This is a genomic window from Azospirillum thiophilum (assembly GCF_001305595.1).
In the GTDB taxonomy this organism is placed as follows: Bacteria; Pseudomonadota; Alphaproteobacteria; order Azospirillales; family Azospirillaceae; genus Azospirillum; species Azospirillum thiophilum.
Genome location: NZ_CP012401.1, coordinates 1457848 through 1480311 on the forward strand (window position 1 = coordinate 1457848; position 22464 = coordinate 1480311).

Annotated in this window: 18 protein-coding genes; 12 read left to right on the forward strand and 6 right to left on the reverse strand. The window is 69.8% G+C overall.

Annotated elements, in window-relative coordinates:
- Positions 1 to 47 precede the first annotated feature (47 nt).
- Positions 48 to 650 carry an NUDIX domain-containing protein gene (locus AL072_RS06760; RefSeq protein ID WP_045580976.1) on the reverse strand — a complete coding sequence of 201 codons (603 nt, stop codon included), beginning with the start codon at positions 648 to 650 and terminating at the stop codon, positions 48 to 50.
- 261 nt (positions 651 to 911) lie between these two features.
- On the opposite strand from AL072_RS06760, the gene AL072_RS06765 reads away from it, so the two are divergent.
- Positions 912 to 1988, forward strand: coding sequence for a class I SAM-dependent methyltransferase (locus AL072_RS06765; RefSeq protein WP_045580975.1), 1077 nt, complete (start codon positions 912 to 914; stop codon positions 1986 to 1988).
- Between the two features lie 322 nt (positions 1989 to 2310).
- Entirely contained in the window at positions 2311 to 5001 is a 2691-nt protein-coding gene (gene acnA / locus AL072_RS06770; protein WP_045580974.1) for an aconitate hydratase AcnA, read from the forward strand.
- Between the two features lie 39 nt (positions 5002 to 5040).
- Here acnA and AL072_RS06775 read toward each other — a convergent pair whose 3' ends face one another.
- Positions 5041 to 5280, reverse strand: coding sequence for a hypothetical protein (locus AL072_RS06775; protein WP_045580973.1), 240 nt, complete (start codon positions 5278 to 5280; stop codon positions 5041 to 5043).
- Between the two features lie 377 nt (positions 5281 to 5657).
- On the opposite strand from AL072_RS06775, the gene acs reads away from it, so the two are divergent.
- Positions 5658 to 7598 carry an acetate--CoA ligase gene (gene acs, locus AL072_RS06780; RefSeq protein ID WP_045580972.1) on the forward strand — a complete coding sequence of 647 codons (1941 nt, stop codon included), beginning with the start codon at positions 5658 to 5660 and terminating at the stop codon, positions 7596 to 7598.
- Between the two features lie 94 nt (positions 7599 to 7692).
- Here acs and AL072_RS06785 read toward each other — a convergent pair whose 3' ends face one another.
- From AL072_RS06785 to AL072_RS06795, 3 genes are all read right to left on the reverse strand, one after another.
- On the reverse strand, positions 7693 to 8187 hold the full coding sequence (locus AL072_RS06785) for a hypothetical protein (RefSeq protein WP_045580971.1): 495 nt from the start codon (positions 8185 to 8187) through the stop codon (positions 7693 to 7695).
- Positions 8184 to 8735, reverse strand: a complete 552-nt coding sequence (locus AL072_RS06790; RefSeq protein WP_045580970.1) for a hypothetical protein — start codon at positions 8733 to 8735, stop codon at positions 8184 to 8186. Before AL072_RS06790 ends, AL072_RS06785 begins: the two co-directional genes overlap by 4 nt.
- Before the next feature lie 204 nt (positions 8736 to 8939).
- A complete protein-coding gene (locus AL072_RS06795) occupies positions 8940 to 9977 on the reverse strand; it encodes a DctP family TRAP transporter solute-binding subunit (RefSeq protein WP_045580969.1) in 1038 nt (345 codons plus the stop codon).
- A gap of 152 nt (positions 9978 to 10129) precedes the next feature.
- On the opposite strand from AL072_RS06795, the gene AL072_RS06800 reads away from it, so the two are divergent.
- The 6 genes from AL072_RS06800 (at position 10130) to cowN (ending at position 14756) form a co-directional block, all read left to right on the forward strand.
- A complete protein-coding gene (locus AL072_RS06800; protein ID WP_245636787.1) occupies positions 10130 to 10723 on the forward strand; it encodes an OmpA family protein in 594 nt (197 codons plus the stop codon).
- Between the two features lie 137 nt (positions 10724 to 10860).
- Positions 10861 to 11325, forward strand: a complete 465-nt coding sequence (locus AL072_RS06805; protein ID WP_052709919.1) for a cupin domain-containing protein — start codon at positions 10861 to 10863, stop codon at positions 11323 to 11325.
- Positions 11326 to 11441: 116 nt separating this feature from the next.
- Positions 11442 to 12587 carry a UDP-3-O-(3-hydroxymyristoyl)glucosamine N-acyltransferase gene (lpxD, locus tag AL072_RS06810; protein WP_045580967.1) on the forward strand — a complete coding sequence of 382 codons (1146 nt, stop codon included), beginning with the start codon at positions 11442 to 11444 and terminating at the stop codon, positions 12585 to 12587.
- A gap of 179 nt (positions 12588 to 12766) precedes the next feature.
- Positions 12767 to 13540, forward strand: coding sequence for an RNA methyltransferase (locus tag AL072_RS06815; RefSeq protein WP_045580966.1), 774 nt, complete (start codon positions 12767 to 12769; stop codon positions 13538 to 13540).
- A 28-nt stretch (positions 13541 to 13568) separates the two neighbouring features.
- On the forward strand, positions 13569 to 14318 hold the full coding sequence (locus AL072_RS06820; protein WP_045580965.1) for a LytTR family DNA-binding domain-containing protein: 750 nt from the start codon (positions 13569 to 13571) through the stop codon (positions 14316 to 14318).
- 141 nt (positions 14319 to 14459) lie between these two features.
- Positions 14460 to 14756 (forward strand): N(2)-fixation sustaining protein CowN, encoded by a 297-nt coding sequence (cowN, locus tag AL072_RS06825; RefSeq protein ID WP_045580964.1) that lies wholly within the window; start codon positions 14460 to 14462, stop codon positions 14754 to 14756.
- Between the two features lie 44 nt (positions 14757 to 14800).
- On the opposite strand, the gene AL072_RS06830 is transcribed toward cowN, so the two are convergent.
- Positions 14801 to 16216, reverse strand: a complete 1416-nt coding sequence (locus tag AL072_RS06830; protein WP_082108835.1) for a PQQ-dependent sugar dehydrogenase — start codon at positions 16214 to 16216, stop codon at positions 14801 to 14803.
- A 280-nt stretch (positions 16217 to 16496) separates the two neighbouring features.
- Between AL072_RS06830 and AL072_RS06835 the strand changes: the two genes are divergently transcribed.
- Genes AL072_RS06835 through AL072_RS06845 form a run of 3 tightly spaced genes read left to right on the forward strand, consistent with a single transcriptional unit; the run spans position 16497 to position 22464 of the window.
- Complete coding sequence (locus tag AL072_RS06835; protein WP_045580963.1) at positions 16497 to 20357, forward strand: response regulator; 3861 nt, start codon at positions 16497 to 16499, stop codon at positions 20355 to 20357.
- 8 nt (positions 20358 to 20365) lie between these two features.
- Positions 20366 to 21289 carry a diguanylate cyclase domain-containing protein gene (locus AL072_RS06840; RefSeq protein WP_045582432.1) on the forward strand — a complete coding sequence of 308 codons (924 nt, stop codon included), beginning with the start codon at positions 20366 to 20368 and terminating at the stop codon, positions 21287 to 21289.
- Positions 21286 to 22464, forward strand: coding sequence for a molybdopterin-binding protein (locus tag AL072_RS06845; protein WP_045580962.1), 1179 nt, complete (start codon positions 21286 to 21288; stop codon positions 22462 to 22464). The genes AL072_RS06840 and AL072_RS06845 overlap by 4 nt, the downstream gene beginning before the upstream one ends.

The following is a 22464-nucleotide window of genomic DNA, read 5'->3' on the forward strand; positions in this document are numbered from 1 at the left end:
GGGAACGGTGGGCGGGGCCGGAATGGGCGGTCCGGATGGCAAGCCTATCAGACGCGGAGCCGGCGGGCGAGGTCGTCGGGCAGCGCCTCTTCCGCCGCCAGCACCCGCAGCTTCAGCAGGCTGGCGACCGCCATGGCGTCGGTGATCGCGCCGGCCATCACCATGTCGATGACTTCCGCGAAGGGCACGCGGCGGACCGCCAGCACCTCGGTCTCGTCGGGGGCGGACAGGCCCTGTTCCAGGTCCCAGGCGACGAAGGTATGGGCAACCTCGTCGGTGAGGCAATTGGACAGGTGCAGGGTCATCAGCGGCATCCAGCGCCGCGCCGTCAGGCCGGTTTCCTCGCGCAGTTCGCGCGCGGCGGATTCCTGCGGCTCCACGCCCTTGCGCCCGCCGCCTTCCGGAATTTCCCAGCTGTATTGCTGCAGCGGGAAGCGGTACTGGCCTACCAGCGTCACCGACCCGTCCTCGTGGATGGGGACCACGCCGGTGGCGATGCTGCGGGGGTGGACGACGCCGTAGATGCCGGGGACGCCCTTCGGGGTCAGAACCTTGTGTTCGATCACCTCCATCCAGGCATTCTCGTACCTGGTCGTGCTGGTCAGCACGGTCCAGGGATTGCCGGCGGACTCACCGGTTTCGATCGGCACGCGGGGCTCTCCCTCAAGTCGGTTGTGCCCGGAGTATAGGGAGGCCACCCGATTGCGGCAATGGCCGCCCCATAACACTGTAGAGACAAAACTACCTAAAATTTGCAGACAATTGCTGAGAACAAAGTCGAAATCGTTAAATAATGGTTTCTTGACAGACAAACCGCCGGATCTTACTTCTAAATTGCGGGGTGGGACGGCGATGTCATACTCCGAAAGTCTAGATTCGCGTTTCGCCCCTTGACCTGGAAAGGGCAGGCCGTGGTTCCGCAGATCAGTCCGCATGATTTGGAGCGGTGGCGAAATCCCGACTGGCGCATCCGTCTGGCGGCCTGGTGGGAAGGGTATGACCTGGCGCGCCTGCCCCGCGTTTCCGACAGGGCGGCCCTGCGTAATTCGGCGGATCGGCGCCCGTTGCGTCCGCTCGAGGCGATCGGCACCGCCTCCACGTCCCCATCCCCGGCCGCCTCCCCCCTGACTGCCCCTTCGTCGGCGGTGCCGTCGGATGCGGCGGCCGGCACGATCGATCCGGAGCTCGACCGGCTCTCCCTGATGCAGCTCGACCGCCATGGCGAGCCGGTGTGGTCGCCGTCGCGCAGCGAGGGTGCCCAGCTTCTGTGGGGCCGCGACATGACGGGGCCGGAGGAAGCGGCGTGGATGGTGGATTCGGTCCGTTCCTTCGGGCTCAACCCGGCCAAGAGCGTGCTGGACCTGTCGGCCGGGCTGGGCGGCACCGCCCGCGCGCTGGCGGAGACCTGCGACACCTGGGTGACCGGGCTGGAGCCGTCGCCGCTGCTGGCGAAGCTGGCGATGGACCGTTCCAAGGCGCTCGGCCTGTCCAGGAAGGCGCCGGTCGCCCATTACGACCCGGAGCATTTCAACCAGGCCGGCAGCTTCGACCTCGTCATGGCCGACCGCATCGTCCACCGCCTGCGCGACAAGGAACTGTTCCTCGACCGTGCCGGCGACTGCGTGAAGCCCAAGGGCGGCATGGTGCTGTTCGATTACGTGATCGACGGCGCCCCCGGTTCCTGGGACGCCTGGAACGGCTGGCGGGAGGAGGAGCCGATGGAGGTCTATCCCTGGACCGCCACCCGCATGGCCGACGAACTGACCCAACGCAACCTCGACCTGCGCATCTCCGAGGATCTGACCCAGTTGCACCGCCGTCACATCATCGACCGCGTGCGCAAGCTGGCCGACACGCTGACCGCGTCCGTCCCACCGGCGCCGGTGCTGGCGTCGCTGAAGCGGGAGCTGGCGCTGTGGTGGGCCCGGCTGCGCGTGCTGGGCAACGGCCTGCGCTTCGTCCGCTATGTGGCGATGAAGCCGGCATGAATGCCGGAACAGCTTTCTCTGATGTTCATATGAGTAAAGAAAGAAACCGCCGAGACGGCATAGGATGATCGGCAGCGGTTGCCCGCCCATCCCCATGTCCGCCACCCTCTCATGTCCATGCCCATGCTTGCGCTTTCTTTGAACCCTGCGTTTGATCTGCCGGGAGGGCGCCCTACATCTTGGCAGCATGAAATCCGGGTTCCGCCGGCGGCCCTGTCCGCAGGACCGTCATCCGCCGGACCGTAACCGAAGCGCTCTTCCAAGCGCCAGCCAAGCGCCGAGCCCGTGTCGAGGCCCGACCCAAAGCCAAGGAGGCTTCCCCGTGACCACCTTCACCGGTCAGGATTCGCTCAAGACCCGCCGCTCACTGAGTGCGGGCGGCAAGAGCTACGACTATTTCAGCCTGAAGGCCGCCGAACAGGCGGGGCTGGGCGATCTGTCGCGGCTGCCCTTCTCGATGAAGGTGCTGCTGGAAAACCTGCTGCGGTTCGAGGACGGGCGCACCGTGTCCGTCGACGACGTGAAGGCGGTGGCCCAATGGCTGGTCGACAAGCGGTCCGACCGTGAGATCGCCTACCGCCCGGCGCGCGTGCTGATGCAGGACTTCACTGGCGTGCCGGCGGTCTGCGATCTGGCGGCGATGCGCGAGGCGATGGCGGCGCTGGGCGGCGATCCGGCGAAGATCAACCCGCTGGTGCCGGTGGATCTCGTCATCGACCATTCGGTGATGGTGGATTATTTCGGCGGTGCCGATTCCTTCCAGCGCAACGTCGACCTGGAGTTCGAGCGCAACCTGGAGCGCTACGAGTTCCTGCGCTGGGGCCAGAAGGCCTTCGACAATTTCCGCGTGGTGCCGCCGGGCACCGGCATCTGCCATCAGGTCAACACCGAATATCTCTCGCAGGTCGTGTGGACCGACGCCGACCCGTCGGGCAGGCCGGTGGCCTATCCCGACACGCTGGTCGGCACCGACAGCCACACCACCATGGTCAACGGCCTGTCGGTGCTGGGCTGGGGCGTCGGCGGCATCGAGGCCGAGGCCGCGATGCTGGGGCAGCCGATCTCCATGCTGATCCCCGAGGTCATCGGCTTCAAGCTGACCGGCCGGATGAAGGAGGGCATGACCGCCACCGACCTGGTGCTGACCGTCACCCAGATGCTGCGCAGGAAGGGCGTGGTCGGCAAGTTCGTCGAGTTCTTCGGGCCGGGGCTGGACAGCATGACGCTGCCCGACCGCGCCACCATCGGCAACATGGCGCCCGAGTACGGCGCCACCTGCGGCATCTTCCCCATCGATGCCGAGACCATCCGCTACCTGACCTTCACCGGCCGCGACCCCGGCCGCGTCGCGCTGGTCGAGGCCTATGCCAAGGCCCAGGGCATGTGGCGCGAGCCGGACAGCCCCGATCCGGTCTTCAGCGACGTGCTGGAACTGGACATGGGCACGGTGGAGCCGTCGCTGGCCGGGCCGAAGCGGCCGCAGGACCGCGTCGCGCTGTCGGCCCTCGCCCAGGGCTTCGCCAGGGACATGGCCGAGGCCTACAAGGCCGACGATCCCAAGAAGGCGGTTCCGGTGAAGGATGCCGGCTACAGCCTGGAACAGGGCGCGGTCGTCATCGCCGCCATCACGTCGTGCACCAACACCTCCAACCCGGCGGTGCTGGTCGCCGCCGGCCTGCTGGCGAAGAAGGCGGTGGAGAAGGGGCTGGCGCAGAAGCCGTGGGTCAAGACCTCGCTGGCGCCGGGCAGCCAGGTGGTCACCGACTATCTCGCCAAGGCCGGGCTGCAACCCTATCTCGACCGGCTCGGCTTCAACATCGTCGGCTATGGCTGCACCACCTGCATCGGCAATTCCGGCCCGCTGCCGGAACCGATCGCCGCGGCGGTGGAGGACGGCAACCTCGTGGTCGGCGCGGTGCTGTCGGGCAACCGCAACTTCGAGGGCCGGGTCAACCCGCACACCCGCGCCAACTACCTCGCCTCGCCGCCGCTGTGCGTTGCCTATGCGCTGGCCGGCAACCTGAACATTGACCTGACGACGGAGCCGCTCGGCACCGGCACCGACGGGCAGCCGGTCTATCTGAAGGACATCTGGCCGACCAACCGCGAGGTGCAGGACGCCATCGACGCCTCGCTGACCGCCGACATGTTCCGCAGCCGCTATTCGGATGTCTTCAAGGGGCCGGAGCAGTGGCAGGCCATCGCCACGGCGGAGGGCCAGACCTACCAGTGGCAGGACGCCTCGACCTATGTGAAGCTGCCGCCCTTCTTCAGCGGCCTGACCAGGACTCTCGACCCGGTGTCGGACGTGCGCGGCGCCCGCGCGCTGGCGGTGCTGGGCGATTCCATCACCACCGACCACATCTCCCCCGCCGGCTCGATCAAGCGGACCAGCCCGGCCGGCGAGTATCTGCTGAGCCATCAGGTGCGTCTGCAGGACTTCAACAGCTACGGCGCCCGCCGCGGCAACCATGAAGTGATGATGCGCGGCACCTTCGCCAACATCCGCATCCGCAACGAGCTGCTCCCCGGCGTGGAGGGCGGCGAGACCAAGCATTACCCGTCGGGCGAACGGCTGCCGATCTACACCGCGGCCATGCGCTACGCCGACGAGGGCGTGCCGCTGGTGGTGGTCGCCGGCAAGGAATACGGCACCGGGTCGAGCCGCGACTGGGCGGCCAAGGGCACCAGGCTGCTGGGCATCAAGGCGGTGATCGCTGAGAGCTTCGAGCGCATCCACCGCTCCAATCTGGTCGGGATGGGCATCCTGCCGCTGCAGTTCAAGGACGGGTTGACCCGTGCCGACCTGAAGCTGGACGGGTCGGAGACCTTCGACATCGCCGGGATCGAGCAGGACCTGCGCCCGCGCAAGGATGTCGCCCTGACCCTGACCCGGGCCGACGGAACGGTCGAGCACCACACGCTGCTGCTGCGCATCGATACGCTGGACGAGGTCGAGTATTACCGGAACGGCGGCGTGCTGAACTTCGTGCTTCGGAATCTGGCGGGATAGGCTTGGCCCGATAGGGGAGCGGCAAGGCGGCGGAGGTGTTTACTCCGCCGCTTCCTGCATGACGGCGCGGAAATCGCCGGTGGCCTGGAGCATGCGCCGGGCGATGTCGGCCATGCCGGCGGCCGAGGTCGTGTCGGACAGGGCGGGGATTCCGTCGCGCGGCAGGAGGCGCAGCGCGGCGTCGATGGCCATCAGGCTGGTGCGGTCGGCCAGGGCGGCCAGGCGGCCGATGCCGTTGCCGGTTTCAGCCAGATCGTCCGCGTTGGTGGTGCTGGGCATTGCGATCCTTGCGCCGATGATCGTTACCGTGATGCAGCAATTCTATAGTGGCCGCCCGGTTAAGGTCGGGTTAAGCAAGCGACCGGTCGTTACGGGACGGTCATGGAGCATGCTGCGGCGCGGCGCGGCGGATGGTCGCGCCGGAAGCGCCGGGGGAATGGCGCCCTGGGGGCTGCGTGCCCTGGTATGCTTGGGGAAGAAACAGTCTCGCGCTGCAAAATCAGCGATACAATCCTCCTTTGGTCGGGGGGCCGGCGCGGGCCGATTCGCTTGTTCGTCCCGCAACTTGTGTGGATAATGCCGCTCAATTCCGGGCGGCGGCCCACCGCCCTCCAACATCTTCCGGCCAATCGGAAGCACCACGGGGAAACGCACTCATGACCGACAACAGCTTCTTTCCGGTCAAGCCGGAAATCGCGGCCACCGCCCATGTGAATGCGGAAGCCTATGCCCGCATGTACGAGCAGTCGGTCAACGACCCCGAGGCCTTCTGGGGCGAGCATGGCAAGCGCATCGACTGGATCAAGCCCTACAGCAAGGTGAAGGACGTCGATTTCAACGGCGACGTCCATATCCGCTGGTTCCACGACGGCACGCTGAACGTCTCGGCCAACTGCATCGACCGCCATCTGGCGACCCGCGGCGACCAGACCGCCATCCTGTTCGAAGGCGACGACCCCGGCGTTTCCAAGGCGATCACCTACAAGGAGCTGCACGAGAAGGTCAGCCGCCTCGCCAATGTCCTGAAGAAGAACGGCGTCAGGAAGGGCGACCGCGTCACCATCTACCTGCCGATGATCCCGGAGGCCGCCTATGCGATGCTGGCCTGCACCCGCATCGGCGCCATCCATTCGATCGTCTTCGGCGGCTTCTCGCCCGACAGCCTGAAGGACCGCATCGTCGACTGCGACAGCCATTTCGTCATCACTTCCGACGAGGGCCTGCGCGGCGGCCGCAAGGTGCCGCTGAAGGCCAACGCCGACAAGGCGGTGGCCGGCGCCCCGATGGTCCGCCATGTGCTGGTCGTCAAGCACACCGGCGGCAACGTCGCCTGGACCGAGGGCCGCGACCTCTGGTACCACGAGGAGATGGAGAGCGTCTCCGCCGACTGCCCGCCGGAGGAGATGAGCGCCGAGGATCCGCTGTTCATCCTCTACACCTCCGGCTCGACCGGCAAGCCGAAGGGCGTGCTGCACACCACCGGCGGCTATCTGGTCTACGCGTCGATGACGCACGAGTATGTCTTCGACTACAAGCAGGGCGAGGTCTACTGGTGCACGGCCGACGTGGGCTGGGTCACCGGTCACAGCTACATCGTCTACGGACCGCTCGCCAACGGCGCCACCACCCTGATGTTCGAAGGCGTGCCGACCTATCCGGACGTCTCGCGCTTCTGGCAGGTCATCGACAAGCACAAGGTCAACATCTTCTACACCGCGCCCACCGCCATCCGGTCGCTGATGCGCGAAGGCGAGGGGCCGGTGAAGACGACCTCGCGCGCCAGCTTGCGCGTCCTGGGCTCGGTCGGCGAGCCGATCAACCCGGAAGCGTGGCTGTGGTACTACAATGTGGTCGGCGACGCCCGCTGCCCGATCGTCGACACCTGGTGGCAGACCGAGACCGGCGGCATCCTGATCACCCCGCTGATCGGCGCCATCGGCCAGAAGCCGGGTTCGGCGACCAAGCCCTTCTTCGGCGTCCAGCCGGTCGTCGTCGACAACGAGGGCCAGGTCCTGGAGGGCGAGACCGAGGGCAACCTCTGCATCGCCGACGCGTGGCCGGGCATGATGCGCACGGTCTACGGCGACCACGAGCGCTTCGTCCAGACCTACTTCTCGACCTTCGCCGGCAAGTACTTCACCGGTGACGGCTGCCGCCGCGACGCCGACGGCTATTACTGGATCACCGGCCGCGTCGACGACGTCATCAACGTGTCCGGCCACCGCATGGGCACCGCCGAGGTCGAAAGCGCGCTGGTCGCCCATCCGAAGGTCGCCGAGGCCGCGGTCGTCGGCTATCCGCACGACCTGAAGGGCCAGGGCATCTACGCCTACGTCACGCTGAACGCCGGCGAGACCCCGACGGAGGAGCTGCGCAAGGAGCTGGTCGCCTGGGTCCGCAAGGAGATCGGCCCGATCGCCTCGCCCGACCTGATCCAGTGGGCTCCCGGCCTGCCGAAGACCCGCTCCGGCAAGATCATGCGCCGCATCCTGCGCAAGATCGCCGCCAACGAGCATGACGCGCTCGGCGACACCTCGACGCTGGCCGATCCGGGCGTCGTCACCGACCTGATCGACAACCGCATGAACAACGCCTGACGGAAGCGGGGGCTGCCTTCCTGGGTGGCCCCCATCTCCTCCATGAGACGAAACAGGCCCCGGCCCCAAGCCGGGGCCTGTTTCACGTCACCCGTCAGCGGTCCGGCAGCACCAGCGGGGCGGCCGGCGCGATGGCGAAGGCGGTGGCGGAGGAATGGCGTTCGCCGATGCGCTTGCGGGCCTCGTCGGCGGTTTCGGCGGCGACGGCATAATGGCGCACGCCCGTCCAGGGGGCGGTCGCATCCAGCGCCTCGACCGCGACATGCCACAGCGGGCCGCCGGCCCGGGCGACGCGGTCGACGCAATGGAACTCGGTCGCTGTCAGCGCGGCATCGTCGGTCGCCGCGGTCTGGAGCGCCCCGATCTCGCCTTCCGCCTCCGCCGCCTCGCGGCGCAGGGATGAGAGCGTCTCCTCGGTCTCGGCACGGCGGACGGCGGCGAGCTTGGCGAAGTTGGCATAGACGTCCAGCCGCTCGTTCAGCGCCGCCAGCCGCGCCGATTGGCGTGCGGCCCGGCGTCCCAGAATCCGTTCGCCCAGCAGGCCGATGCCCAGGCCGGTTATCGCCCCCAGCATCCACAGGGCCGTCATGGCGCCGCGGCCTCCGCCATGGCGTCCTCCTTTGCGTCTTCGACGGTGTCTTCGCCGGAGACGGTGACGCCCACCCGGTCGTGGAAGATGCTGCCGGTCAGCATCCGGGCGGCGGCGAAGTCGGCGGCCCAGACCTGCGCCTCGTTCTCGAAACGCCAGATGTCGGGATGCACCACCGCCTTGGCATCGGGCTTGCCGATGAAGCCGGGCGCCATCGCCAGCCGGAAGACGAAGCGGTTGCGGGTCGGCTCGGGCCGGCCGATCTCGTGGATGAATCGGCGCGACGAGGCGGTGCGCTTGCCGTTGCGCCGGGTCAGGATCAGCTTGTGGGTCGACAGCTCGGCCAGCCTGGCCTTCGTCGCCTCGATGTCGGCCTGCATCGCCTCCAGCTCGTTGGCCTGGCGCTCCAGCGCGTCGCGTTCGGCAACCAGCCTGGCGCCGGCGCGGCGGACCTCGCGCTCCGTCCGATGAAGCAGCCCGCGGCGGATCGCCAGGAACAGCAGGGGGGCGCCGATGCAGAACAGCGCCAGCAGCATCTCCGACGTCATGCGCGCCCGCCCCGCAACCCGGCCTCCAGTCGCGCCGCACCCGGACGGGCCGGCGTCACCGGTCGTTTGTACTCCATTCCGTTGCAACGCGCATCATGCCCCGGCGCGGTTGCAGCATGAAAAAACGGCGCCCGGCGGACGGGCCGGGCGCCGTATCGGTGCGGCTGGAAATTGCAGCCGGCGGTTACCGCCGGAACACGCCGCTCACTTGCCGGCGGCGATGGCGGTCTGCGCCGCCTTCACCAGATCGGGGCCGATCTGCTTGGTCCATTTGTCGAAGACCGGCTGGGTGGCGGTCTGGAAGGCCTTCTGCTGCTCCGGCGTCAGCCGCACCACCTCGACGCCCTGGGCGGCGATGTCCTTCAGCAGGCTGTCGTCGGCAGCGGTGATGCCCTTGCGGGAGATCGCCACCTCCTCCGCCGCGGCCTGGACGGCGGCGGCGCGGACCGCCTCCTGGTCCTCCTTCGACCAGCTGCTCCAGACCTCCTTGTTGACCACGAAGATCAGCGGATCGGCGACATAGCCCCACAGCGTCAGGTGCTTCTGGCCCAGCGTCGCCAGCTTGGCGGCGACGAAGATGGTCAGCGGGTTCTCCTGCCCGTCGACGGCGCCGGTGGAGAGCGCGGGCTGCGCGTCGGCCCAGCTCATCTGCGTCGGGTTGGCGCCCAGCGCGGTGAAGGTGTCGAGGTAGAGCGGCGAGCCGACGACGCGGATCTTCAGCCCCTTCAGGTCGCCCGGCGCCTTGATCGCATGCTTGGAGTTGGAGATCTCGCGGAAGCCGTTCTCGCCCCAGGCCAGCGGCACCACGTCCTTGGTCGCCAGCAGGTCGAACAGCTTCTTGCCGACCTCGCCCTGGGTCAGGGCGTCCAGCGCCTTGTGGTCGGGCATCAGGAAGGGCAGGGAGAACAGGTTCAGTTCCTTCACCTGCGGCGACCAGTTGATGGTCGACCCAACCGCCAGATCGATGGTGCCCTGGCGCAGTGCGGTGAATTCCTTGGTCTGGTCGCCGTTCACCAGCGAGGTGCCGGGATACATCTTGATGTTGATGCGGCCGGCGGTCTTCTCCTTGACCAGCTCGGCCCAGCGGTCGCCGCCGATGCCCCAGGGGAAGGGCTTGCCCAAAACGGTGGAAAGCCTGTACTCCGCCTTGTAGTCGGCAGCGTTCGCCGCGCCCGCCACCATGGCCGGGACCGTCAGCGCGGCCAGCGCGATGCCGGCGAGCAGAGCCTTCAGCGATTTCATGCTTGTTTCCTCCCAAGCGCCCTATACGAAAGATACGGACCGGGATGCTACAGATGCACGCAGGACTGTTCCACGGGCAATGTGCCACGACCGTCCGCGGTCCGAACAATGCGGCCATGCGATGGGGGTGCCTTTTCGGTGCTTGCGCCTGGATGATCCTGCCGGTGGCGGCGCTTGCCCAGGCCCTGCCCAATCCCGCGATTCCGATGGGGCCGAACCCGAGCGAATGCGAAATCCAGGCGGCCTTGCTGGGGACCACCGATCCGACCTGTCCGCCGCTGGCCATGCGGCGCCCGGCCGTCCCGCCGCCCGCCGCCGCAGCAGCAACAGCAGCCGGGCCGGCACGGCCGGGGCCGGTGACCGTGCCGCCGCTGCCCGGTCCGGCGGCGATGCCGTCACCCGAACTGCGCGCCGCCTTCCGGGTCGAGTTCGACTTCAATTCCGCCCGCATCCGGCCGGAATCGCGGGCGATCCTCGACAAGGTGGCGGCGGTGATGGCGAACCCGGCGGCTGGCCGCACCCGGTTCCGCGTCGTCGGCCACACGGATGCGGTCGGCGGCGATGCGGCGAACCTCGCCTTGTCGCGGCGGCGGGCGGCGGGCGTGGTCGAGTATCTGGCGACCCACCACCACATCCGCCGCGACCGGCTGGAGGCGTCCGGCATGGGCGCCCGCGAGCTTCTGCTGCCCGACCAGCCCAAGGCGGCAGCCAACCGGCGGGTGGAGATCGTCAATCTGGGCGGCTGAGACTTTCCCCGCCGGGATTCCGTGTGATCCCGGGAACCTTCGGCCGGGCGGGGTGTTGCGCCAAGCGCCGGCAGGCTCAGGCCTGCGCGCGCCGACCTGCCACCCTCCGACCTGCCACCCTCCGACCGGGAGAGCCGATGCCCGACTTCACCCCCGTTCCTATCGACAGCCGCCGCATCGCCGACGACGAGGTGGGCAAGCCCGCGGTCTTCGGCGCCATCCTTTCCGGCCAGCCGCTGGAAATCCACCGCAACCTGTTCGAGGGCGATTACGGGCGCTTCCGTTCGGGGGTGTGGCAATGCACGCCGGGCGTCGTGGCGATGACGGACTGGCCCTATCACGAGTTCTGCGTCCTGCTGGCCGGCCGCGTCGTCATCACGCCCGAGGGCGGAAGCCCGCGCGAGTACCGGGCCGGCGACGCGCTGGTGCTGCCGATGGGCTTCACCGGCACCTGGGAGATCCTGGAGACGGTGCGCAAATACTACGCGGTCCAGGCGCGCCAGCCGCTGATGCGGCGGGTGAAGCAGCGGGTCAAGGGCTGGCTGCGGCCGGGGGCGCGGAACGGGCAGGCGGCCGATGCGCAGGCCGGCGCCGCCTTCTGACTCCTCGCCATCCGCCGGACGCCCGTGCTAGGGTCCGCCGCGCCGTCCGCAGCGCTCAAGAGGCTTCGCGGGACGGCGATGCGATCCGAAGTCCCTGATACCGGTGTGCCGCACCCATGACCCAATCCTCCCTGACCCAGCTTCCCCTGACCCTGGCCGCGATCGCCGACGCGCTGGATGCCCGGATCGAGGGCGACGGCTCCATCCTGATCCGCCGCGCCGTCCACCCGTCGGAGGCGGAGGGGCCGGAGGATCTGGCGCTGGCCATGGACAAGGATCTGCTGGCGCTGCTGCCCGGCAGCAAGGCGGTCGCCGCCGTGGTCGCCGAAGGGGTCGAGGTGCCCGACGGCATCCGGGGCCGCATCGTGGTGCCGCGTCCGCGCTATGCCATGGCCGGAATGCTCGACCTCTTCGAACGGCCGGTCCATGCCGAACCGGGGGTGTCGCCGCAGGCCTATGTGGCGCCCGACGCGGTGGTCGCGCCCGATGCCTCCATCGCCCCCTTCGCCTATGTCGGTCCGCGCGCCCGCATCGGCGCCGGCGCCGTCGTCCTGCCGCACGTCACCATCGGCGCCGACGCGGTGATCGGCGAGGGCTGCCTGCTGCATCCCGGCGCCCGCATCGGCGAGCGGGTCGAGATGGGCGCCCGCTGCATCATCCATCCCAACGCCGCGGTCGGCAACGACGGCTTCAGCTTCGTCACGCCCGAGCCGGGCAGCGTCGAATCGGCCAAGACCACCGGGCGCGTCGTCGGCACCAACGTGCTGATCCGCCGGGTGAACTCCATCGGCACGGTGATCCTGGGCGACGACGTGGAGATCGGGGCCGGCGCCACCATCGACCGCGGCACCGTCACCGCCACCCGGATCGGCAGCGGCACCAAGATCGACAACCTCGTCCAGATCGGCCACAACGTCCAGGTCGGCACCAACTGCATGCTGTGCGGCCATGTCGGCATCGCCGGCAGCACGATCATCGGCGACCGCGTGGTGCTGGCCGGCAAGGTCGGCGTCGCCGACCATGTCAAGATCGGCAGCGACGCCGTGGTCGCCGCCAATTCCGGCGTCGGCATGGACATCCCGCCCAAGTCGGTGTGGATGGGCTATCCCGCCGTGCCGCGCGCCCGCGCCTTCGAACAATACAAGGGCCTCGCCCGCCTGAAGCGCCTGTACGCCGACGTCTCCGACCTGAAGAAGCGCCTGACCGCCCTGGACGGCGGCCCGGTGAAGGTCGAGACGGAGCCGACGGAACAGCAGGAATAGGCGGGGCTCCGGTCCGGATTGCCCCCTCCCCGGCCCTCCCCCGCTCTCGGCCGACCGAAGGTCGGTCCGATCGCGGGGGAGGGAGGGAGTCGCAGAGCGGCGGCAGTTCCCTCTCCCTCGAAGAGGGGGAGGGTTAGGGAGGGCGCCCCATCACTTCACCTCGAACGAACCATGTCCCCATGACCTCCGGCCAGAACCCCACCCGCGAGTCCATCCTCGGCGGCCCCGCCGTCATCCTGGTGCAGCCGCAGCTCGGCGAGAACATCGGCGCCTGTGCGCGGGCGATGCTGAATTGCGGGCTGACCGACCTGCGTCTGGTCAGCCCACGCGACGGCTGGCCCAACCCGAAGGCGACCGCGGCGGCATCCGGTGCCGACATCGTCATCGACAACGCCAGGATCTTCGAGACCACGGCCGACGCGGTGGCCGACCTGGAGGCGGTCTACGCCACCACGGTGCGCACCCGCGACATGATCCAGCGCTTCGTCACCCCGCGGGTCGCGGCGGGGGAGATGCGCGAGCGCTATGCCGCCGGCCAGAAGGTCGGCGTGATGTTCGGGCCGGAGCGCACCGGGCTGTTCAACGACGACCTGACCCTGGCCCAGACGCTGGTCACCGTGCCGCTGAACCCGGCCTTCTCGTCGCTCAACCTGGCGCAGGCGGTACTGCTGATCGGCTATGAATGGTTCCAGGCCGGCGACCGCACGCCCGACCGCTTCCTGCACACCGGCCCGACCCGGCCGGCGACCATGGCCGAGCGGGCGAATTTCTTCGAGCGGCTGGAGGCGGCGCTGGACCGCACCGGCTTCTTCACCAGCGAGGCGAAGCGCCCCTCGATGGTCCGCACCCTGCGCAATGCCTTCGAGCGGATGGAGATGACCGAGCAGGAGGTGCGGACCCTCCATGGCGTCGTCGCCGCGCTGACCTCGACCCGGCGGAAAGACGGGAGCTGAGCCGAAACCGCGGCTATAGTGGGCATCCATGGAATACGCGCTGCAGAACATGGATGTCGGGCTGGTGCTGCTGGACGGGGCGCGGCGGGTGCTGGCGCTCAATCCGGCGGCGGTGCGGCTGCTGGGGGAACGGGCGGCCGGTCTGGTCGGCGCCTGTCTGCACGACCTCCACCCGCCCTCGCACCGGGCCAAGGTGGAACTGCTGCTGGCGGCGGCCGGCGACCCCGCGGCCCCGGCCTCGGCACGTTCGATGATGGTGGCGCTGCCCGGCCGGGTGCTGGTGGTGAAGGCCAGCGCGCTGGCGCCGGCCGCCGCGGCACCGGAGGGGGAGGGGGCGGGACACGCGGTTACCGCGCTCATCCTGATGGAGGCGGTCAAGCCCGCCGTGGCACCGCCTGCAGGCTCGCCCGCTTCGCCGCCCGCCGCAGCGCTTCCGGCGGCCGAGCCGCTGGTGAAGCTGCCGGTGGAGAAGGGGCAGGGGATCGTGCTGCTCGACCCGGCGGACGCGGTCTATCTCCAGGCCGACGGCCACTACACCACGGTCCACACTGCCGACGGCGCCTTCTTCTGCGGCCTGCCGCTGTCGGAGCTGGAAGCCCGGCTCGACCCGCGCTCCTTCGTGCGCACCCATCGCGGCTACATCGTCAACCTGCGCCATGCCCGGGCGGTGGAGCGGCAGGACGGCCGCGCCGCCTTCGTCATGGCGGCGCCCGGTTCCCCCCGCATCCCGGTCAGCCGCAACCGCGCCGATGCGCTGAAGAAGCGGCTGGCCCTGTAGGCGAACCGTTCATGCAGCGGTCCGGCCGTTCGCGCGGGCGGGATGCGGTTGGTGCAGTGCGGCTTGAAGACGCAGTCACCGCCGGGGAAGCATCGGTGCAGAGTTCCCCACCCCTGGCAACCGGCAAAGGAGGCCGCATCCGTGGACAGCATCGAGGCACCCGACCGTTACGTCTCGTTCAAGGGCATCGACTGCGAGGGCAACAGCCGCCGCATCATCGAACGGCTGTACATGCACATCGACGATCCCGCCAAGACCAACGCCTTCTGGGAGCGGTTCCGCACCAAGCTGGCGGTCGCCGACGATCCGCTGAAACGGCAGGCCGACGGGCTGTGCCTGCTCTGCTCCAACATCTACTACCTTGCCGACCTGTTCGAGGAGCATGACGACGAGGAAGGCCTGGCGATGCTGCGCCGGCTGGAGGACGAATGCTGCTGAACGGGGCTCCCGGCCGGATCGGCTGAGCGGATGCGGCTGACCGGTCAGGGCTTGCCCGCTTCCGGTTCCCTCTCCGCCGCCGCATAGGCGACGCGCCAGACCGAGCCGGAGAAATCCTCCGCGATCAGCAGCGCGCCGTCGGCGGTCACCGCGAGCCCGCTCGGCCGGCCCCAGGCCCGCGGCGTCTCGTCGCCGGAGTCCGTGCCGGTGCCGGAGTCGGAACCGGAGTCCGGGCCGGCGCGGAAGCCGGTGACGAAGGTCTCATAGGTGCCGGTCGGGCGGCTCTTGTCGAAGGGGGCGTTGTCGAAGGGCACGAAGGCGACGGCGTAGCCGGTCGGCCGCGCCCGGTTCCACGACCCGTGCAGCGCCACGAAGGCGCCCATGCGGTAACGCTCCGGAAAGTGCGTGGCATCGCCGAAGACGAGGCCGAGCGGGGCGGAATGCGCCTGGAACAGCAGGCCCGGCACCAGCGCCGCCTTGACCAGATCCGGGCGCCGCCCGGCGAGATCGGGCTGCGGGTTGGCGCCGATGTAGGAATAGGGCCAGCCATAGAAGCCGCCCGGCGCCACCGCGGTCAGATAATCGGGAACCAGCTGGTCGCCCAGCCCGTCGCGCTCGTTCACCACGGTATAGAGGTCGCCGGTGCCGGGCTTGAAGGCGAGGCCGACCGGGTTGCGCAGGCCGGCGGCGTAGGTGCGCTGGCGGCTGCCGTCGATGCGGAATTCCTGGATGGTGGCACGCGGTTCCGGCTCGACCCCGATATTCCCCTCCGATCCGATGCCGACATAGAAGTGCCGCCCGTCCGGCGCCACGGCGACGGAGCGCGTGGCATGGCCGCCGCGCCTGCCGAAGGCGCCGTCCGGCGTCAGCCGCCGCCGCTCCCCCGCCCGGTCCGCCCCGGGCGTCCAGGGCAGCCGCCATACCCCGTCCAGGGCGCCGACCAGCACCGCGCCGTCGTGGAAGGCGAGGCCGAAGGGCTGGTCGAATCCCTCCGCCCAGCTCTGCGCCAGCTCCGCCCGGCCGTCGCCGTCGGCGTCGCGCAGCAGGGTCAGGACGCCCGGCCGCTGCCGGGCCACCAGCACGTCGCCGTTGGGCAGGACCAGCAGGTTGCGCGCGTTCTCCAGCCCGTCGCGGAACAGGGTGACGGTGAAGCCGCGCGGCGCCTTCAGCGGCTGGCCGGCGGGGCGGGGCACCGGGACCGCCTCGTTGGCGACGGCCGGGGTGGCGTAGGGCTTCGGCAGAGCCTCCATCCGGACATGGACCTCGGCGCCGACCGTCTGCATCGGGTCGGCGCGCACCGGGCCGGTCATGGCGGACTGGGCCAGGGCGGATTGGGTCATGGCCGACCAGGCCACGATGGCCGGACCGGCAACGGAGGCCGGCAGGCCGGGCAGCAGGGGAACCGCCAGAAGGAGCCGGACCAGACAGATCTTGGAATGCACGGAGCAAGGGTCGGCCATCGGTCGGACGCTTTCAAGGGCGGGGCGGAGATCGGACGGGAGTGACAAATATGGGGCAGGATGCCGTCGCCCGCGCCGGAAGGCAGGCGGTGCAAGCGAGGCTGTACCGGTGGGATCACCCGCAAGCGCCGGGAGTTCCCACCGCCGCCGTTGCACATATCAAGTTGCTTGCGGTCGCCGCCCGCGCAAAGCCATACTCCGCGCGGAACGGCCGGTGAACGGTACCGGCTGCCGACGGCTGCCGACTGCAGCCGAAGGCCGGTGCGGCAATGATGCGGCGATGATGGACAGACACGCGATTGACGCTGCGGCACCCGCCCTCCCGTCCACGCGGCCCCGGCTGCTGTTGGCTGCCGCCTTCGCCCTGATTGCGCTGCTGGGGGCCGTATTCTGGGGCTTCGTGATCTGGGCCGACCGGGTCGAGACCCTGCGTTATGCCCATGAACAGGCACAATCCTCCGCCCGCCTGCTGCAGGAGCATGTGCGGCGAACGGTCGCGACCGCCGATCTGGCCGTCGGCCGCACCCTGGATATCGTCCGCCATCATGGCATGCCGGGGCTGGAGACGAGCCGGGAGGCCTGGATCGTCATCCGCGACATGGTGGAGAACCTGCCGGAGATCTCCGCGCTGTGGATCCACGGCACCATAGGCGAGGCCGTGCTGACCAGCCGGCAGTTCCCGGCGCCACAGGGAAACATCGCCGACCGCAGCTATTTCCAGGCCCACCGGGAGGGCGCCGATTTCCATGTCGGCGAACGCATCACCGGCCGGATGACCGGGTCGCAGTCCTTCACCGTCAGCCGCCCGATCCTGCTTGATGGCCGCTTCCAAGGCGTCGTCCACGCCAACATCGATCTCGACTATTACCGGCAACTGTATGAAAGCCTGGATCTCGGCCGGGGGTCGGCGATCGCGCTCTATCGCGCCGACGGCAAGCCGGTGCTGCGCTTTCCCGAAACCGAACCGTTGGACGGTCCCGATGGGCGCGTGGTGCTGCTGCACGCGGCGGACGCCTCGAACGAGACCTTCGAGGCGCCGGGACCGGCTCCAGGCGACAGGCGCATCCTGTCCTACCAGCGGGTGCCGACCCTGCCGCTGGTCACTTTTGTCGCCCTGTCGGAAGAGACGGAGCTGGCGTCGTGGCGGGAGCGCACGATCCGCGGCAGCATCCTGGTCGGGCTGGCGGTGCTGGCCTGCGCCGGGCTGGCCTATGCCGCCCTGCGCAGCCTGGAGCGCGAGGTGGTGGGCCGCCGCCGGCTGGCCGACACCAATGCCGAGCTCGATGCCAAGAAGCGCGAGCTGGAGAGCGCGAACGAGGCCTTCGCCACCGCAAACCGCCGGCTGAACCTGATCCTGCATTCCGCCTCCGACAGCATCTGCGGCGTCGACCGCGAGGGGCTGATCACCTTCGCCAACCCGGCGACCTCCGTCCTGACCGGCTACGCCAATGAAGAGTTGCTGGGCGGCAACCTGCATGCGCTGATCCATTCCCGCCGGGCCGACGGGTCGCATTTCCCGTCGCTGGAATGCCCGGTGACCGAGGTGCTGCTGAGCGGGGAAAGCCGCCGCGGACTGGAGGACACTTATTGGACCAAGGCCGGGCAGCCCTTCCTGGTCGAATACAACGCCTCGCCCATGCTGGCCGACGGCAGGGTGGAAGGTGCGGTGGTGGTCTTCCACGAGATCGCCGAGCGCAAGCGGGCGGAGGCGGTGATGCAGCGCGCCCGTCTCGCCGCCGAGGCCGCCAGCCGGGCCAAGAGCGAATTCCTGGCCAACATGAGCCACGAGATCCGCACGCCGATGAACGCGATCCTCGGGCTGATCCATCTGTTGCAGCAGACAGAGCTGACCGGCCGGCAGGCCGACTATGTGCAGAAGGTGCGGGTGTCGGCGCAGTCGCTGCTGGGCATCCTGAACGACATCCTCGACTTCTCGAAGGTCGAGGCGGGCAAGCTGGAGCTGGAACGGGTCGAGTTCCGCCTGGACGACCTGCTGCAGACGCTTGCCGTCATCGTCGGGTCCGCCGCGCAGGAAAAGGACATCGACGTCCTGTTCTCGGTCGCGCCGGACGTTCCGCTGGTGCTGGTCGGCGACCCGCTGCGGCTGCAGCAGATCCTGATCAACCTCGCCGGCAACGCCATCAAGTTCACCGACGCCGGCGAGGTGGTGGTGTCGGTCAGGGTCCGGTCGCTCGCCGACGCCGGCGTCGAGCTGGATTTCGCCGTGCGCGACACCGGCGTCGGCATCCCGCCGGAGCAGCGCGAGCGGCTGTTCCAGGCCTTCAGCCAGGGCGACAGCTCCACCACGCGGCGCTTCGGCGGCACCGGTCTGGGGCTGGCGATCTGTTCCCGGCTGGTCCGGCTGATGAACGGTGCGATGGATGTGGAGAGCGAGGTCGGCAAGGGCAGCGTCTTCCGTTTCCATGCCGAATTCGGCCGTCATGCCGGGGCCGTGGGTGGTGGTGGGGGCGTCGGCCCGGCAGCCGGTGGGGCGGTGCCGCCGCGCCAGGTGCCGCGCGACCTGACGGTCCTGGTGGTCGACGACAACGTCACTGCGCGCGAGGTGCTGAGCGAGATCGCCGGCACCTTCGGCTGGTCGGTCACCGCCTGCCGCGACGGCCGGACCGCCATCGACGAGTTGGAGCGCGCGGCGGCCTCCGGCAGAGCCTATGACGTGGTGCTGATGGACTGGAAGATGCCGGGGATGGACGGCATCGAGACGGCACGCCGCATCCGCGACGATGCGCGGTCCGGCACCCCGATGATCATCGTCATCAGCGGCTATGGCCGCGAGCGGCTGGGTGCGCGCTTCGAGGAGGCCGGGGTCGCCGGGTTCCTGGTCAAGCCGGTGACCGCCTCCACCCTGCTCGACGCGGTCACCGTCGCCTACGCCCAAGCGCATGGAAAGGCTGCAGCCCCCCAGCCGGGCACCCTCCTGCCGGCCGCAATCCCGGCGGGAGCCGCGAAGGGACCGGGCGACCGGCCGCTGGAAGGCCGCCGGCTGCTGCTGGCCGACGACAACGCCATCAGCCAGCAGGTGGCGCGCGAGATCCTGGAGCGGGCCGGGGCTGCGGTCACCGTCGCCGCCACCGGCCGGCAGGCGGTGGCGTGCGTGCAGGGCGCCGACCGCCCCTTCGACGCCGTGCTGCTGGACGTGCAGATGCCGGATATGGACGGCTTCGAGGCGACGGCGGCGATCCGCGCGCTGCCGGAAGGGCGGCGCCTGCCGATCCTGGCGATGACCGCCAGCGCCCTGCCGGCGGACCGGCGGCAGTGCCTCGACAACGGTATGGACGACCATGTGCCCAAGCCGCTCGACCTGCCCCAGCTCTTCGCCACACTGGCCCGCTGGATCGGACCGCCGCCGGACGCTGCGCCGCTTGCCGCGCCTTGCGCGCCGGACCGGCAGCCGGTGCAGGGTGCTCCCGGGGGCGCGGCCGGCCGGACCGTGGCGGCGGTCCTCGCGGGCCGCTCTGCCCGGCCGCCCGGCACGATACCCGGCGCGATGCCCGACATGCTGCCGGGCATCGATCTGGCGGACGCGCTCAGCCGGCTGGACGGTGATACCGGGCTGTTCCGCCGCTTCATCGCTCAGTTCGCCGCCTCCTATGCCGATGTGGCCGAACGGATCGCCGCCGCGCTGGAGACCGGCGACCTGCCTGCCGCCAAATCGGTCGCGCATGAGCTGAAGAGCGTCGCCGGCAACCTCGGCGCCCGCCGCCTGTCCGCCGCAGCGGACGCGGTGCAGGTCGCGGTCCAGCAGGACGACCCCGCCGCGGCGGAGGCGCAGGTGCCGGTGCTGCGGTCCGAACTGGCCCTTGTGTTGGACAGTGCCCGCCGGCTGGCGAAGGATGCGGGGGCTAGGCCGGCGGGGAGGCCGGATGGCGGCGGCCCGGCCCGGTCGCCCGAGAAACGGCAGGCGCTGGTGACCAGGCTCCCCCGATTCGCCATATTGTTGCAAGACAGTAACTTCGCAGCGGCGGAGGAGTTCGGTATGCTTGCACCGTTGCTGACGGACTGGGTCGAGCCCTCGACGATGAAGGGGCTGTCCGCCGCCATCGACGGACTGGATTTCACCAAGGCGCTTGGCATCGTGCAGCGGATCGCACGGGATCTCGGCCTTCCCTTATCGACGGTCTGAACTTGCGCATGACCGAAATTCGCCCGAAAATCCTGGTGGTGGACGACATCCCGTCCAACATCCATGTGCTCAGCCGCATCCTGCGGGACGATTACGACATCTATTTCGCCACGGACGGCGAAAAGGCGCTGGACCTCGTGCCGGCGCGGATGCCCGACCTCATCCTGCTGGACATCATGATGCCGGGAATGGACGGCTACGAGGTGTGCCGCCGGATCAAGGCCGATCCCGCCACCCACGACATTCCGGTCATCTTCATCTCGGCCAAGAGCGAGGTGGAGGACGAGACCCGCGGGCTGGAGGCCGGGGCCATCGACTTCATCACCAAGCCGATCAGCCCGCCCATCGTCAAGGCCCGGGTGCGCAACCACCTGCTGCTGAAACGGCAGGCCGACCTGCTGCGCAGCCTGTCCTTCCTGGACGGTCTCACCGGCATCGCCAACCGCCGCCGCTTCGACGAGGCGATGGCGCGCGAATGGCGGCGCTGCGCCCGGTCGCACCTGCCGCTGTCGCTGATCATCCTCGATGTCGACCATTTCAAGGCCTACAACGACCAGTACGGCCATCAGGCCGGGGACGAATGCCTGCGCGTGGTGGCCGACGTTCTGTCGGAGCGGGCGCGCCGGCCGAGCGACCTCGTCGCTCGTTATGGCGGGGAGGAGTTCGTCTGCCTGTTGCCGGAGACCGACGGTCCCGGCGCCAGCCGCGTCGCCGAGGATTTCCGCGTCGGCGTCACCGAACGCCGCATCCCGCACGGCCAGTCGTCGGTTGCTCCCTACCTCACCATCAGCCTGGGCGTCGCCACCGTGATCCCGACCGCCGACAGCAGTCCCGAACAGCTGGCCGAGATGGCCGACCAGCTTCTCTACCGCGCCAAGCGGGCCGGCCGGAACCGCGTGCAGGATGCGATGGTGCCGGTGCCAGTGCCGTGAGCGCCGTGTCTGCCGCCTTCGACGTCCGCGGCCGCGGCTTCGCCCGCCGCGCGCCGCTGTCCCTCGCCTGGGACTGGATCGACGGCAGGATCCTGCCGTCTGCCGCGCGCAGGCTGGCGCTGGCGGACTGCGTCGGGCTGCGGCTGGCGGAGGCGGTCGCGGCGGACGGCGACTGGCCGCCCGCCGACCGGGCCGCGGCAGACGGCTATGCCGTGGCGGCGGCGGACACGCTGGGAGCCGGCTCCTACAACCCGGTGCCACTGATGGCGGCGGTGCCGGTGTCGGCCGGCGAGCCGATGCCGCCGGGCAGCGATGCGGTGCTCCCCTTCGAGGCGGTTTATGCCGCCGGCCCGTTGCCGGAAGCGGTCGATGCGGTTGCGCCGGGCTGCGGAGTGGAGCGGCGGGGCGCCTGGATGCGGGTCGGCGACCCATTGCTGCCGGCCGGACGGCGCCTGCGGCCGGCCGATCTCGGCCTGCTCGCCGCCGCCGGCCATCGCACGCTGACGGTCCTGCCGGCGCCGCGGGTGCGCATCCTGCTGGCGGGCGGCCCCAGGGACGGGGCACCGGAGCAATTGGGAGTCATGCTGGCGGCGCTGGTGGTGCGCGATGGCGGCCGGGTCGAAAGCATTGAGGCGCTGCCCGCCGACCGTGCCGCCCTGGCGCTGGCCTATGCGCGGCCGGGCGCCGACCTGATCCTGTCGGCCGGGCGTACCGGCTGCGGTCCGGACGACGTGGCGCCGCCGGCGCTGGCGGATGCCGGCAGCCTCGACCTGCACGGCATCGCCATGCGGCCGGGCGGCAGCGCCGGGCTTGGGCTGGCAGCCGGAGATGGAGCGGGCGGCGTGCCGGTGCTGCTGCTGCCGGGCGAGCCGATGGCGGCGCTGGCCGCCTACGAGCTGCTGGCCGGCCGCGCGGTGCGGCTTGGCGCCGGCCTGCCTGCCGGGCTGCCGCATGCGACGGCCGACGCGGTGACGGCGCGCAAGCTGGTGTCGGAGATCGGCTGTCTCGACCTCCACCGGGTGCGGCTGGACGGTGACGGCCGGATCGAACCGGTGGGCTCGCCCGGCTGGCCCGGTCTGGCGGCGGCGGCGCGGGCCGACGGCTTCGTGCTGGTCCCGGCCGGGAGCGAAGGCGTGCCGGACGGCGCCGCGGTCACCATGTATCGTTTCGGCTGA

Bases quoted from the DNA above. Each gene is read 5' to 3' on its own strand.
- AL072_RS06775 (WP_045580973.1), bottom strand. From the start codon at position 5,280: ATGCCCAGCACCACCAACGCGGACGATCTGGCTGAAACCGGCAACGGC.
- acs (WP_045580972.1), top strand. From the start codon at position 5,658: ATGACCGACAACAGCTTCTTTCCGGTCAAGCCGGAAATCGCGGCCACC.
- AL072_RS06785 (WP_045580971.1), bottom strand. From the start codon at position 8,187: ATGACGGCCCTGTGGATGCTGGGGGCGATAACCGGCCTGGGCATCGGC.
- AL072_RS06790 (WP_045580970.1), bottom strand. From the start codon at position 8,735: ATGACGTCGGAGATGCTGCTGGCGCTGTTCTGCATCGGCGCCCCCCTG.
- AL072_RS06795 (WP_045580969.1), bottom strand. From the start codon at position 9,977: ATGAAATCGCTGAAGGCTCTGCTCGCCGGCATCGCGCTGGCCGCGCTG.
- AL072_RS06800 (WP_245636787.1), top strand. From the start codon at position 10,130: ATGATCCTGCCGGTGGCGGCGCTTGCCCAGGCCCTGCCCAATCCCGCG.
- AL072_RS06805 (WP_052709919.1), top strand. From the start codon at position 10,861: ATGCCCGACTTCACCCCCGTTCCTATCGACAGCCGCCGCATCGCCGAC.
- lpxD (WP_045580967.1), top strand. From the start codon at position 11,442: ATGACCCAATCCTCCCTGACCCAGCTTCCCCTGACCCTGGCCGCGATC.
- AL072_RS06815 (WP_045580966.1), top strand. From the start codon at position 12,767: ATGACCTCCGGCCAGAACCCCACCCGCGAGTCCATCCTCGGCGGCCCC.
- AL072_RS06820 (WP_045580965.1), top strand. From the start codon at position 13,569: ATGGAATACGCGCTGCAGAACATGGATGTCGGGCTGGTGCTGCTGGAC.
- AL072_RS06830 (WP_082108835.1), bottom strand. From the start codon at position 16,216: ATGGCCGACCCTTGCTCCGTGCATTCCAAGATCTGTCTGGTCCGGCTC.
- AL072_RS06835 (WP_045580963.1), top strand. From the start codon at position 16,497: ATGATGGACAGACACGCGATTGACGCTGCGGCACCCGCCCTCCCGTCC.
- AL072_RS06840 (WP_045582432.1), top strand. From the start codon at position 20,366: ATGACCGAAATTCGCCCGAAAATCCTGGTGGTGGACGACATCCCGTCC.